Below are 13,828 nucleotides of genomic sequence, written 5' to 3'. Positions count from 1 at the left end.
TTTGCCGCTGCAAAGAAAAGTAGGTGCTGCCCCGCACAGGGGCGACGCATGAAGTACCGATAAGAAATCGCGGATGCCAGCGAAAGCGTTTGACCCAGTAGCCAAGAGAAGAGCGCCGGCAACGGGCGTAAGCTAAAAACGCTTATCGAGAGAAATATGGTGATGTTGGGGGCCCGTGGGTAACAACAACGACTAGCGGCGTGAGCGGCTTTCTTTTGCGTGAATGACGAAGACACAACGCCGAAAGCCAATAACCAGGTCCAGCGAAAGCAGAAAAACCAACACCAAGGCCGAAGGCAAAACGAACATGCCACACGTACTCCCAGACCGCCTGCTGCCAGGCAACCCCTACCCTTTAGGCTCGAGCTGGGACGGACTCGGCGTGAACTTCGCCGTCTTCTCGGCAAACGCCCAACGCATCGAGTTGTGCCTCTTCGAACCGACAGGCAGAAAAGAACTGAAACGCTACGCGCTTCCGGAGTGCACCGACGAGGTATGGCACGGCTACCTGCCGCACGCACACCCCGGCACGGTCTACGCCTTCAGGGCCCACGGCCCATATCAACCCCAACACGGACACAGATTCAATCCGCACAAGCTGCTGCTCGACCCGTATGCACGAAAACTCATCGGACAATTCCGATGGTCGGACGCGCTGTTCAGCTATCGCGTGCACTCGAACAGAATGGACCTGTCGATCGACCGGCGCGACTCCGCTCCCGCCATGCCCAAATGCGTCGTCGTCGACGAAGCCTTCGACTGGTCGCACGACACGCGCCCCAACGTGCCGTGGAGCGAAACCGTCATCTACGAAACCCACGTGCGCGGTGCATCGATGTTGCGCAAGGATCTGCGCGCGCCAGAACGCGGCACCTTCGCGGCGCTCGCGTCGCCGGAATTCATCGAGCATCTGCTGAAGCTCGGCGTCACCGCCGTCGAACTGCTGCCCGTGCATGCGTTCCTCAACGACCGCTTTCTCGTCGAGCGCGGGCTGCGCAACTACTGGGGCTACAACACGGCCGCGTTCTTCGCGCCCGAGCCGTCGTACCTGTCGGCGCACCGGCTCGATGAAATGCGCATCGCCGTCCGTCAACTGCACGCGGCAGGAATCGAGGTGATACTCGACGTCGTCTATAACCACACATGCGAAGGCAATGAAATGGGCCCCACCGTGTCGTGGCGAGGACTCGACAATGCCAGCTATTACCGCCTCATTCCAGGCGACGAGCGCCATCACATCAACGACACGGGTTGCGGCAACACGCTCAATCTGCCGCATCCGCGCGTGCTGCAAATGGTGATGGACTCGCTGCGTTACTGGTCGACAGCTTTCAACATCGACGGCTTCCGTTTCGATCTCGGCGTCACGCTCGGCCGCGAGCATTCGGGTTTCGATCCCGGTTCAGGCTTCTTCGATGCGCTCCGGCAAGACCCCGTTCTGTCGCAGCGCAAGCTGATCTCGGAACCTTGGGACATCGGCCCCGGCGGCTATCAGCTCGGCAATCATCCGCCCGGCATCAGCGAATGGAACGACCGTTTCCGCGATTCCGTGCGGCGCTTCTGGCGCGGCGACGCAGGCATGCGGCCCGATCTCGCCGCGCGGCTGACGGGCTCGGCGGATCTGTTCAACCGGCGTTTTCGCAAGCCGACGGCGTCGATCAATTTCGTCACGTCGCACGACGGCTTCACGCTCTCCGATCTCGTCTCGTACTCGCATAAGCACAACGAGATCAACAACGAAAATAACAACGACGGCCACAACGAAAACTACGGCTCGAACTGGGGGCTCGAAGGTCCGACCGACGAACCCGCCATCGCCGAAACGCGCGAGCGCGTGTCGCGTTCGCTGATCGCGACGCTGTTCGTCGCGCTCGGCACCCCGATGATGCTCGCGGGCGACGAAATGGGCCGCACCCAGCGCGGCAACAACAACGCGTATTGCCAGGATAACGAAATTTCCTGGATAGATTGGGAACGTGCCGCGCTCCCACACGGGCGCAAAATGACTATGTTCTTCGCGCGCATGATCGCGTTGCGAAAACAGCATCCGCTGCTGCGCGAAAACCGCTTCCTGTTCGGCGATCGCGAGGTGCTCCCGGGCCTCTACGACGTCGGCTGGTTCGACGAGCACGGCGAAGCGCTGACCATCGAAGCCTGGCAGGATCCCGAGGGCCGCGCCTTCACGCTGCGGCGCGCGGGCGCAGGGCTGAACGGAGAAACGGAAGTATTGTTGATGATGTTGAATGCGGCAGCGGCGGCGCTGCGTTTCACGCCGCCTCCGCCGCACCTGGAATGGCATGTGCTGCTCGATACGGCGGACCCGGAGGCGCCGCCCGCGCCGCTCGCGACGCCCGATCTGGAAGTCGCCGCGCACAGCATGGTCGTGCTCGCCGCGCAGCCCACGGGCGACGCGGACTGGCAGGCGAGCTGGCGTGCCGGCGCGCAGTACGGTCCGCGTCTGTTGACGGCCCTGCCGCCGGATCCGGGCACGTCGATGCCGGACCCGGAGCAGTCCGGCTGAGCAGACACGCACCGACTATCGAATGAATGCCGATGCTGAAAGTGCGGACGAATACGCCTGTCAGCACGCCGACGAATGGTGACAATCATGCATGAACGTCCGATCGACCCTCACGCGCATCATTACGCGCACTGCCTGCCGTTCGGCGCGCAGCTGCTCGGCGCGGCGAGCGCGAAGCCGCGCACGCGCTTCCGGCTGTGGGCGCCTTCGTGCGCGAAAGTGCAGGTCGCTATTGAAAATGATCATGACGGGCAGGCAGCCGCCACGCACGACATGAGCCCGACGGGCAACGGCTGGTTCGAAGCGGAAATCGGCTGCGGCGCGGGCACGCTATATCGCTACAAGCTCGACGGCGCGCTGCTGATACCCGATCCTGCGTCGCGCTTTCAGCCGCAAGACGTGCACGGGCCGAGCGAAGTGATCGATCCGCGCGCGTACACGTGGACGCACACGAACTGGTGCGGCCGGCCGTGGGAAGAAACGGTGCTGTACGAGCTGCACGTCGGCGCGCTCGGCGGCTATGCGGGCGTGATGAAGCGTCTGCCCGCCATCGCCGCGCTCGGCGTCACCGCGATCGAACTGATGCCGCTCAACGATTTTTCCGGCACGCGCAACTGGGGCTACGACGGCGTGCTGCCGTATGCGCCCGACTCCGCGTACGGACGCCCCGACGAACTCAAGGCCCTGATCGACGCCACGCATGGTCACGGTCTCGCCGTGTTTCTCGATGTCGTCTACAACCACTTCGGCCCTGACGGCAATTATCTGCAGCAGTACGCGAAGCCGTTCTTCCGCGAAGGCACGCACACGCCCTGGGGCCCCGCGATCGACTTCGAGCGCAGCGAAGTGAGCGAGTTCTTCTGCGACAACGCGCTGTACTGGCTCAACGAATTCCGCTTCGACGGCTTGCGGCTCGACGCCGTGCATGCCATCGATAACGACGACTGGCTGCGCTGTTTCTCCGATCACGTGCGCGCCCATGTGCAACACGGCCGGCATGTGCATCTCGTGCTCGAAAACGAGCGCAATACGGCAGAACTGCTCGACACGCATTTCACCGCGCAATGGAACGACGACGCGCATAACACGTTGCACGTGCTGCTGACGGGCGAACACGAAGGCTATTACGCCGCCTACGCCGACCGGCCGATCCAGAAGCTCGCGACGATCCTCGGCAGCGGCTTCGGCTATCAGGGCGATCCTTCGCCGATCCACGACGGCAAGCCGCGCGGCCAGCCTAGCGGGCACCTTCCGCCCGCGTCGTTCGTCGCGTTCCTGCAGAACCACGACCAGATCGGCAACCGAGCAATGGGCGAGCGTCTGCGCTCGCTCTGCTCCGACGACGCGCTGCGCGCCGCGACGGGCCTGTTGCTGCTGTCGCCGCAGATACCGCTGCTGTTCATGGACGAAGAGTACGGCTCGAAGCAGCCGTTCCTGTTCTTCACCGACTACACCGGCGATCTCGCGAACGCCGTGCGCGAAGGGCGTCGCAAGGAGTTCGCGCGCTTCTCCGCATTCGCCGACGAAACACGCCGCGCGCAGATTCCCGATCCGAACGATCCGCAAACGCTCGTCAGGTCGTCGCCCGCCGAACGTGAAGGCGATTCTCGCGACACGCCCGAAAACAAGGACGCGCTCGACTGGATGCACTTCTATAAGTCCGCGCTCGCCGTGCGCGCCAAGCTGATCGCGCCGCGCCTCGGGCAGGCGAAACCGCTCGGCGCGACCGTGCTGGACGCATCCGGCGCTCAGGACGCGAACGCGCTCGTCGCACGCTGGAGACTCGCCGACGGCGAAACGCTGTCGATCGCGCTGAATCTCGGCAAAAACGGCGTGCGGCTCGACAATCGTCCCGCAGGCAAGCTGATCTTCGAAACGCCGCCGCGCGTGCGCGATCGCATCGACACGGGCGAATTGCCGCCGAATGCATTCGTCGCGTGGCTGACGGGCGACGTCAGCGAATACGCGGTCGGTCATGACGCGCGCAAGCACGTTCAAGAGGAGTGACACGCGTGGCCACGACCCGACGTCCCGGCATTTCCATCGACACGCTCGCCGCGCGCGCAGGCTTCGAAGTCGAATGGGAAGACGCGCATCGCAACAAAAAGCGCGTCCCCGACAGCACGCTCGCCGCGCTGCTCGACCGCATGGGCCTGCCGTGCGGCAACGCCACGCAGATCCGCCAGAGCGCCGCCGCGCTCGATGCCGAACTGTCCGGCCGCAAGCTGCCGCCGTTGATGACGGTCGAATGCGGACGCGGTATCGGGCTGCCCGCGGCCGCGATCAAATCGGGCAGCCACTACCGGATCGAACTGGAGAGCGGCTCGCTGATCGACGGACGCTTCACGGCGCCCAAAGGCGAAGCCGCCCTGCTCTCGCCGATCGACGAGCCCGGCTATCACACGCTCGTGCTCAACGATCACCGGATGACGCTCGCCGTCGCGCCCGCGCAGTGCTACACGGTCGCCGACGCATGGCGCGCGCTGCACGGCGACGACAGGAAGACGCCGCCGATGTGGGGCATCGCCGCACAGATCTACGGCTTGCGGCGCGTGGGCGACGGCGGTATCGGCGACTACACCGCGCTGACCACGCTCGCGATCGAAAGCGCGAAACGCGGCGCGCATGCGCTTGCGATCAGCCCCACGCACGCGATGTTCAGCGCCTTGCCGGGATCGTTCAGTCCGTACTCTCCATCGTCGCGTCTGTGGCTGAACGTCACGCATATCGATCCTGCCGCCGTGTTCGGCGCGCAAGCCGCGCAGGCCGCGCTCGATGCGGCGGGCGGCGCCGAAAAATGGGCGAAGCTCGAAGCGGAGCCGCTGATCGACTGGAAGACGGCGACGCCCCTCAAGCTCAAGACACTGCGCGTGCTGTTCGAGCGTTTTTGCGCAAACGACCGCGCGCAGGACTCGCCGCGCGCGCTGGAATTTCACGGCTTCTGCGAGCGCGGCGGACGTGCGCTCGAAGACCACGCGCGCTTCGAAGCGCTACACGCGTTCCAGTTGCAGCACGACGGAGAAGGCTACTGGCGCAAGTGGCCCGACGCGCTGCAAGACCCGCGCAGCCCCGAAGTCGAGGCGTTCGCGAACGAGCATCGGCATGAAGTCGAGTTCCATCTGTTCCTGCAATGGCTGGCGTCGAAAGGGCTGTCGCACGCGCAGCATGCGGCGCGCGACGCGGGCATGGCGATCGGCCTGATTGCGGACCTCGCCGTCGGTTGCGATAGCGCGGGCTCGCACGCGTGGTCGTATCGCGACGACATGCTGCATGGCGTGTCCGTCGGCGCGCCGCCCGATCTGTTCAATCAGGCCGGCCAGGCTTGGGGACTCACCACGTTCTCGCCGCGCGCGATGCGCACTCAGGGCTTCTCGGCGTTCATCGACATGCTGCGCGCCGCGTTCGCCTGCGCGGGCGGCATCCGCATCGATCACATTCTCGGGCTGCGGCGCCTGTGGCTCGTGCCGGAAGGCGAACCTGCGAAGAACGGCGCGTATCTGCGCTATCCGCTCGAAGACATGCTGCGGCTCATCGCGCTCGAATCGTGGCGGCATCGCGCGATCGTGATCGGCGAAGACCTCGGCACCGTGCCGCCGGGTTTCCGCGAGCGGCTCAGCGAACATGGGCTCGCGGGCATCCGCGTGCTGTGGTTCGAACGCACGAAGGACGGCAAGGGTTTCATGGCGCCGGCCGAATGGGACCGCGGCGCAGTCGCGACGACGACCACGCACGATCTGCCCACCGTCACCGGCTGGTGGCGCGGCGAGGACATCGTGTGGCGCAATCGTGTCGGGCAGACGGCCGCGCGCGCCGACGGGCGCGACCCCGTCGCGCTTGCTCAAGCCGAACGCGACGACGACCGCGCCGCGTTGTGGCGGGCGTTCCAGAAAGCCGGCATCGCCGCGCCCGACGTCGAGCCGCCGCCGCCCGATGAAGCGCCCGTCGACGAAGCGCTCGCGTTCGTCGGCGCCACGCCGTCGCCGCTCGTCACCTATCCGCTCGAAGACCTGCTCGGTCTCGCGGATCAGCCGAATCTGCCAGGCTCGATCGACGAGCATCCGAACTGGCGCCGCCGTGTGATCCAGCCCGTCGACGCGCTGTTCGCCGACGAAACGTTTTGCGACCGCCTGCTCGCGATCGAGCGGGCGCGCACCAACTCAACCTCTGCTTCCTCGTTGTCCGATACGCCATGACTGTTCCGCGCGCCACGCTCCGACTCCAGTTCCATCGCGACTTCACGTTCGACGATGCGCTCGCGCACGTCGACTATTTCGCCGCGCTCGGCGTGAGCCATCTGTACGCTTCGCCGATCACGACAGCCACGCCCGGCTCGACGCACGGCTACGACACGGTCGACTACGGCCAGGTCAGCGCCGAATGCGGCGGCGAACACGGCCTGCGACGCCTCACCGACAAGCTGCACGAACTCGGCATGGGCCTGATCGTCGATGTCGTGCCGAACCACATGGGCGTGAGCAAACACAATGCGTGGTGGCAGGACATACTCGAGTGGGGCCGTCATAGCGCATTTGCGCGCTACTTCGATGTCGACTGGCACTCGCCCGACCCGGCGTTGCGCGGCAAGGTGCTGATGCCCGTGCTCGGCGCATCGTATGGCGACGAACTGTTCGCCGGCCGTATCGCGCTGCGCTTCGATGCAGGGAACGGACGCTTCAACATCGTCTATGCCGAGCACGAGTGCCCGGTGTGCCCGATCGATTACGCGGCGATCCTGCAATCGGCGAATCGCGCGGACCTGAGCGCGCTCGCCGACCGGTTCGCGTCCGTCACGACCCAGCCCGCCGATCAGCCGCGCGCCGCCGAAGGCCGCGAAGCGCTGCGCGAGTTCGTGCGGCAGAACGGCGCATCGGCCATCGAGTTCGTGCTCGAAGCGTATTCACCGAACGATCCCGTGACGCGAGACCGCCTGCATCGACTGATCGAGCGTCAGCATTTCCGGCTCGCGTGGTGGCGCACGGCGTCGGACGAAGTGAACTGGCGGCGCTTCTTCGATATCAGCACACTCGCGGCCGTGCGCGTCGAGCGCGCCGAAGTGTTCGACGCCGTGCACGCGCTGCTCTTGCGGCTCTACGCGGAAGGTGTGATCGACGGCTTGCGCATCGATCACATCGACGGCCTGGCGGAGCCGCGCGAATACGCGCAGCGGCTGCGTCAGCGTCTCGCGGAACTGCGCGAGGGCACGACGCCGTATATCGTCGTCGAGAAAATTCTCGGACGCGGCGAGCCACTGCGCGACGACTGGCCGGTGGACGGCACGACGGGCTACGACTTCATGAACGATGCGGGCGCGTTGCTGCACGATCCGGCGGGCGCCGCGCCGCTCGCCCAAGCGTGGGCCGAACTGAGCGGCCGCCCCGCGAATTTCGCCGACGAAGCGCTGCCCGCCCGGCGCAAGATTCTCGCCGAAAATCTGCCTGCGGAACTGGACCGCGTGTCGCGCGCGCTGCATCGGCTGGCCCGCGACAGCATCGCCACGCGCGATTTCACCTACACCGCGATCCGCCGCGTGACCAACGAACTCGCCGCGCACTTTCCCGTCTATCGCATCTATCCGCAGAACGGCCTGCGCAGCGCCGCCGACAACGCATATTTCGACGTCGCGCTCGATGCCGCGCGGCAGACGCTGTCGCGCGCGGATCACGGCGTGCTCGCGCGCGTCGATGCGTGGCTCGGCAGCGGCGCGGACGAAAACGGCAACGGCAACGGCCGCGGCGCTGCATATGGCGCGCAGCCGAACGGCAATGCCAATCCGTTCAATCACACAGCGTCGGCGCGTCGCACGGTACAGACGCTGTTCTCGCAACTGACGGCGCCCGTCGCCGCGAAAGCGATCGAAGATACCGCGTGCTATCGCTATGGGCGTCTGCTGTCGCGCTGCGAAGTCGGCGCCGATCCGGGCGAGTTCGCGCTGACGGTCGAGCAGTTTCATGCAGGCAATCAGGAACGCGCGCGGCGCTTTCCCCACGCGATGCTCGCCACGGCGACGCACGATCACAAGCGCGGCGAGGACACGCGCGCGCGGCTCGCGGTGCTGAGCGAAATCGCCGATGACTGGATCGCGACGCTGCGCGCATGGACGACGCTGAACACGCCGCACCGGCGCGCGCTGAACGGCAATGCCGACGACTGGGCGCCCGGCCCGGCTGCGGAGGCGATGCTGTATCAGACGCTGGTGGGCTGCTGGCCGCCCGGTCTGTCGCCCGACGACGAAGCGGGCATCAAGGCACTTGCCGAGCGCGTCGCGCAATGGCAACTGAAGGCGCTGCGCGAAGCGAAGCTGCGCACCACCTGGCTCGCGCCCGACGAAGCCTTCGAAAACGGCTGCCGCGAATTTCTGTTCGACATTCTCGCGCCGCAGCGCCGCGACGGATTTCTGCGCGAACTGAGCGATTTCGTTGCGCGCATCGGCCGGGCCGGCGTGGTGAACAGCCTGCAGCAAACGGTGTTGCGTCTTGCGTCGCCGGGTGTGCCCGACCTCTATCAGGGCACCGAACTATGGGACTTCAGTCTCGTCGATCCTGACAACCGGCGACCCGTCGATTTCACGCAGCGTCAGAGGATGCTTGCTGAAGCCCGGCCCTCCGACTATCTCGCCAACTGGCGCGACGGACGTGTGAAGCTCGCGATCATCCAGCGGATGCTCGCGCTGCGGCTGCAGATTCCGGAATTGCTGAGCAACGGCAGCTATCTGCCGCTCACGGTGCAAGGCAAGTACGCGGAACACGTGATTGCATTCGCGCGGCGTCAGGGCAACTGCTGGGCTGTCGTGATCGCGACGCGGCTTTCGATGGCGCTGCTCGATGCGGACAGCGCGTTGCCGCTGGTCGATCCCATCGCGTGGGACGAAACGGCCGTGCAGATGCCCGAAGAGCTGTTCGGACGCGCGCTGTTCGACTGGCTGAGCCCCGCCGCGCCGAAGGTCGAGGATACGGGGCTGCTCTATCTGCGCGAAGCGCTGACGACGATGCCCGTTGCCGTGCTCGTCGAGGATGGTGTGCCGCGCGTGTGAATGAGTGTGAACGCGCGTGATGCCGTGATGCCGGTGTGAAGGTCAGCCGCCTTCGTCGTCGAAGGTCTTCGGATACACGCGCACCAGCACGATACGCGGCCCCTTCATTCGCTTGACGACCACGTCGAAGCGGTCGAACTCCACGCGCTGCCCTTCTTCAGGCAGATCGCCGAGCGCGTTGATCACGAGACCGCCGACCGATTCGGCGCGACCTTCGTCGATATCAATACCGAGCGCGCGCTCCAGCGACACGACGGGCAGGCTGCCCTTGCCCATCAGCGTGCCGTCGTCCATGCGCGTCCAGTCCGCGTCGCCCTGACGGAACTCGTCGTGAATCTGGCCGACCAGCGCGCCGAGCAGGTTGTCGAGCGTGAGAAAGCCGATCGGCTTCGCGTTCTTCCTGCCGACCAGCGCGAGATGCGGCGCGCCCTTGCGAAAGCGCCGGAACAGTTCGAGCGCGGGCATGTCGGGCTTCACGTACTGCACGGGACGCACGTAGCGCGACAGGTCGTCGAGCGTGCTGCCCGCGTGGCGCGCGAGCAGCAGATCCTTCAGATGGATCGTGCCCGCGACACGTTCGCCCGTCGCATCTTCAAGCAGCGGATAACGGCTGAAACGATGGCGCGCGATGATCTGCATGTTGTCGCGCCACGGCAGATCACGGCGCAGGCTCACGAGTTCATGTGCAGGCCGCATCAGATCGGACACGGTCATGCGCGAGAAATCGAGCGAATGCGCGATCGTGTTCCATTCGTCCTGCGAATAGGCGTCTTCAGGGACGTCGAGTTCGTTCGTGACGCTCGCACGGCGGCCGCGAAGAATCAGCTTGAGCTCTTCCGTCGAGTAATGCGTGTCGCCGCCGTGGCCGGACGCCAGACCCGCGACGCGCAGCACCGCGTTCGCGCTGGTGTTGAGCACCCAGATGGCCGGATACATCGCCCAGTAGAAGCCGTACAGCGGCATCGCGACCCACAGCGAAATCTGCTCGGACTGGCGGATAGCGAGCGACTTCGGCGCCAGCTCGCCGACCACGATGTGCAGAAACGAAATACACGTGAACGCGAAGAACAGCGAGATGCCGTGTATCAGGTTCTCGTTCTGGATGCCGAGCAGATGGAACACGGGATTCAGCAGTTCGGCAAACGCCGGTTCGCCGATCCAGCCCAGTCCCAGCGACGCGAGCGTGATGCCCAGCTGGCACGCGGACAGATACACATCCAGCCGGCCATGCACCGTTGCGAGCAGCCTGCCGCGCAAGCCGTGCTTCTCCGCGAGCGTTCGCACGCGCGTCTGCCGCAGCTTCACGAGACCGAATTCGGCGGCGACAAAGAAACCGTTGAGAGCAACGAGCAACAACGCGCCAATGAGGGCGACGACCTGGATCAAAGCGAAGGACTCCGGCAATAAAAGCCGTCAGTATAGAGTGCGAAAGGCACGCGAAAGAGATGAGCGCGCATGAACTGGCCATCCGGCCAGGTCACGCGCGCTTCGGCGTGCGCGCTCACGCGCCCGCGAGCGGCACGCGCAACTTGAGCGTGGAAGATTGGCCGTCCGTCCATTCGCCCTGTTCGAATGCGCCGTCGTGCGCTTCCGAAATGCGCTTGCAGAGGCCCAGCACCCATGAAATGCGGCCCGCTTCGCGCGGGTGCGTGGCTTGCGCACGCGCGAAATTTTCGAGCACGTGAGGCAGCGCCGGATCGGTCAGTGCGGCAGACGATGCCTGCCAGGAAACGGTGGCGCAGAACTTCGAGGCGTCGATGTCTGCCTCGAGCGTGACAGTCGTGCCGCTTGCACTCGCCTCCACTGCGAACGTGACGAGCAGCCACAGCGCAGCGGCGAGGCGCTCACGGTCGCCGTCCATCTGCTGTTCGGCAAGCGGCGTGTTCAGCGCAAGCTCGACGCCGCGCCGCGCAGCAAGCCCTTCGCGCACATCGCCGAGGGTGTCGTCGAGCAGCGGACGCAACGCGAACGGCGCGCGGTTCAACGCGAGTGCTTTGGTTTCGGCGCGCGTCGTATCGACGATCGATTCGAGCAGCTTGACTTGCTGGTCGACGCCATTGCGGATACCTTCGAGCGCGCGTTGCGCGGTGGCGTCGTTTGCATCGATCTTGCGGTCGAGCACATAGGCCCAGCTATGAATGGCGTTCAACGGGCTGCGCAGGTCGTGCGACACCAGCGACAGCACGTGATCGCGCATGAAGAGCGCCGTTTCGGCGCTGCGTCGCGCGGTTCGCTCGGTGACGGCAGGCATCTCCTCGTTGCTGCCGGAAGAAGACGGGGTAGACGTGGTCACGATCGACATCCTTGTTGACGGTTCATCGTTGGTTGCGGTCTGAACATTATAGGCATGGCCGTTCGGCCAATCTTCGCGAACGTATGACAACACGCCTACAATAGTGGTTTCGAACGATTACAAGGAGCATCGCATGACTACTGTCACCACTGAATCGGGCCTCAAGTACGAAGACCTGAAGGAAGGCACGGGCGCGGAAGCGAAGGCCGGCCAGACCGTCAGCGTGCATTACACCGGCTGGCTGACGGACGGCCAGAAGTTCGATTCGAGCAAGGACCGTAACGACCCGTTCGCGTTCGTGCTGGGCGGCGGCATGGTCATCAAGGGCTGGGACGAAGGCGTGCAGGGCATGAAGGTCGGCGGCGTGCGCAAGCTGACCATTCCGCCGCAACTCGGCTACGGCGTGCGCGGCGCAGGCGGCGTGATTCCGCCGAACGCGACGCTCGTGTTCGAAGTCGAATTGCTCGACGTCTGAGCGTTTCTGCGTTTTACCGAAGTTGTGTGACCGAGGTTGTGTGACATGAGTCATGCCGTCATCGACGCGCCTAGCGTTTCCCTGCGCCGTTACGGCGCGGTGGAAGCGTCGGACGTGCACGACTTTCATCAGATCGTGCTGGGTCTCGACGGTGCGATGGTGATGGCCGTGGACGGCGTCGCGCACGAAATCGACGGGACGGCTGCGTGGCTCATTCCTGCCGGTTCGCGGCACGACTATGCGGGTATCGGTGAAAACCGGCAGCTCGTGCTCGATCTGCCGGCGTCGTCTGTCGCGGTGCCGCAGCGTTTGTTCGACCGGCCGCGTGCGGTTTCGATCGACGGGGCGCTCACGCAGCTCGTTGTGCATATCGCGGGCCGGGCCACTGGGCATATCGACGGTGATGCCTCGTGGCGGCGGTTCAACTGGGATGCGGCTGCGAGGTTGTGTGCGGCGATTCTCGAAGACTCGGGTACGGCGGATGCTGTGCCGGGCGGCGGGCTCGATTTTGCGCGTATCGATACCTGGTTGCGAGCGCGTTTGTCAGAGCCGCTTCGTATTGCCGATCTTGCCGCGCATTGCGGGTTTGGCATGCGGCGGTTTCATCAGTTGTTTATCGAGGCGTTTGGCGAAACGCCGCATCGTTATTTGCAGCGGGTTCGGCTTGATACGTCGCTGACATTGCTTGCGGATTCGCGTCGATCGTTGACGGATGTTGCGCTTGAGGTGGGGTTCGGCGATCAGAGCGCCTTTACCCATGCGTTTACCCGGCGATTTGGGGTGGCGCCTGGGCAGTGGCGGGGTTTGTTAGTGCACTGAAGCGCGGTCTGCGAGGCCTGTCTTTTGCGCTGGCATCCGCGGCGTCCGGGTTCTTTTGCGCTGGCATCCGCGGTTTCGTATCGGTGCTTCACACGTTGCCCCTGTGCGGGGCGGCACTTACTTTCTTTGCCGCCGCAAAGAAAGTAAGCAAAGAAAGCGGGCTAACCCCGCCAGTTCTTGTTGTTGCCTGCGGGTCCCCAACGGGTCCCGCACTCCACGCGGCATCGAGCTACTCAATGCCCGTTGCCAGCGCTCCTGGATTCGCATCCCCACTTCACACTCCCGCGTCACGTACTGCGTTACCAGGAAGTCCACGGCCGCCCAGGTGGCAAACGGTGTGTAGGCTATCGCGACGGAAATGCACCACTCCGGACTGAAAAGCGGGATCGGTGTCGTAGGAGCGCCAACGCGTAAGGCGCGACAAGCTACACACAGTTTGCCACCTGGGCTGCACAGACCGTTCGCTGCCGCGGGCTGTGCTGCGAGTGATTGGAGAGGGTGATGCGCCTGTTTAGCGCGCTGGCAACGAGCACAACAAATAGCGTGTTGCCGTGTGGAGTGCGGGACCCGTTGGGGGCCCGCAGGCAAACACAAGGATTGGCGGTGTGAGCGGCTTTCTTTTGCCTACTTTTCTTTGCCGCTGCAAAGAAAAGTAGGTGCCGCCCCGCACAGGGGCAACGCACGAAGCAC

The 13,828-nt window shown here is 64.9% G+C and carries 8 protein-coding genes; 6 read left to right on the top strand and 2 right to left on the bottom strand.

The features are described from left to right. Window positions 1–307 precede the first annotated feature (307 nt). The 4 genes from glgX (at window position 308) to treY (ending at window position 9,551) form a co-directional block, all read left to right on the top strand. On the top strand, window positions 308–2,521 hold the full coding sequence (glgX, locus tag FRZ40_RS24080; protein WP_147235822.1) for a glycogen debranching protein GlgX: 2,214 nt from the start codon (window positions 308–310) through the stop codon (window positions 2,519–2,521). 87 nt (window positions 2,522–2,608) lie between these two features. Then, window positions 2,609–4,528, top strand: coding sequence for a malto-oligosyltrehalose trehalohydrolase (gene treZ, locus FRZ40_RS24075; RefSeq protein ID WP_147235821.1), 1,920 nt, complete (start codon window positions 2,609–2,611; stop codon window positions 4,526–4,528). A 5-nt stretch (window positions 4,529–4,533) separates the two neighbouring features. After that, window positions 4,534–6,714, top strand: coding sequence for a 4-alpha-glucanotransferase (malQ, locus tag FRZ40_RS24070; protein WP_147235820.1), 2,181 nt, complete (start codon window positions 4,534–4,536; stop codon window positions 6,712–6,714). Next, window positions 6,711–9,551 carry a malto-oligosyltrehalose synthase gene (treY, locus tag FRZ40_RS24065; RefSeq protein ID WP_147235819.1) on the top strand — a complete coding sequence of 947 codons (2,841 nt, stop codon included), beginning with the start codon at window positions 6,711–6,713 and terminating at the stop codon, window positions 9,549–9,551. Before malQ ends, treY begins: the two co-directional genes overlap by 4 nt. Window positions 9,552–9,593: 42 nt before the next feature. On the opposite strand, the gene FRZ40_RS24060 is transcribed toward treY, so the two are convergent. Together FRZ40_RS24060 and FRZ40_RS24055 are read right to left on the bottom strand one after the other, a co-directional pair. Further along, a complete protein-coding gene (locus FRZ40_RS24060) occupies window positions 9,594–10,937 on the bottom strand; it encodes a hemolysin family protein (RefSeq protein ID WP_028371071.1) in 1,344 nt (447 codons plus the stop codon). 115 nt (window positions 10,938–11,052) lie between these two features. Further along, window positions 11,053–11,853: a sensor histidine kinase gene (locus FRZ40_RS24055; protein ID WP_028371070.1), complete on the bottom strand. Its 801-nt coding sequence runs from the start codon at window positions 11,851–11,853 to the stop codon at window positions 11,053–11,055. Window positions 11,854–11,977: 124 nt separating this feature from the next. On the opposite strand from FRZ40_RS24055, the gene FRZ40_RS24050 reads away from it, so the two are divergent. Further along, the gene (locus tag FRZ40_RS24050; RefSeq protein ID WP_028371069.1) at window positions 11,978–12,319 is read left to right on the top strand and encodes an FKBP-type peptidyl-prolyl cis-trans isomerase; all 342 of its coding nucleotides are present in this window, start codon (window positions 11,978–11,980) and stop codon (window positions 12,317–12,319) included. A 45-nt stretch (window positions 12,320–12,364) separates the two neighbouring features. After that, window positions 12,365–13,138, top strand: coding sequence for an AraC family transcriptional regulator (locus tag FRZ40_RS24045; protein ID WP_147235818.1), 774 nt, complete (start codon window positions 12,365–12,367; stop codon window positions 13,136–13,138). The last annotated feature ends 690 nt before the right edge of the window (window positions 13,139–13,828 follow it).

Origin of the sequence: Paraburkholderia azotifigens (assembly GCF_007995085.1) — a bacterium.
GTDB lineage: Bacteria > Pseudomonadota > Gammaproteobacteria > Burkholderiales > Burkholderiaceae > Paraburkholderia > Paraburkholderia azotifigens.
The sequence above is the reverse complement of the archived record's forward strand: the minus strand, read 5'-3'. Positions and strand labels throughout refer to the sequence as shown.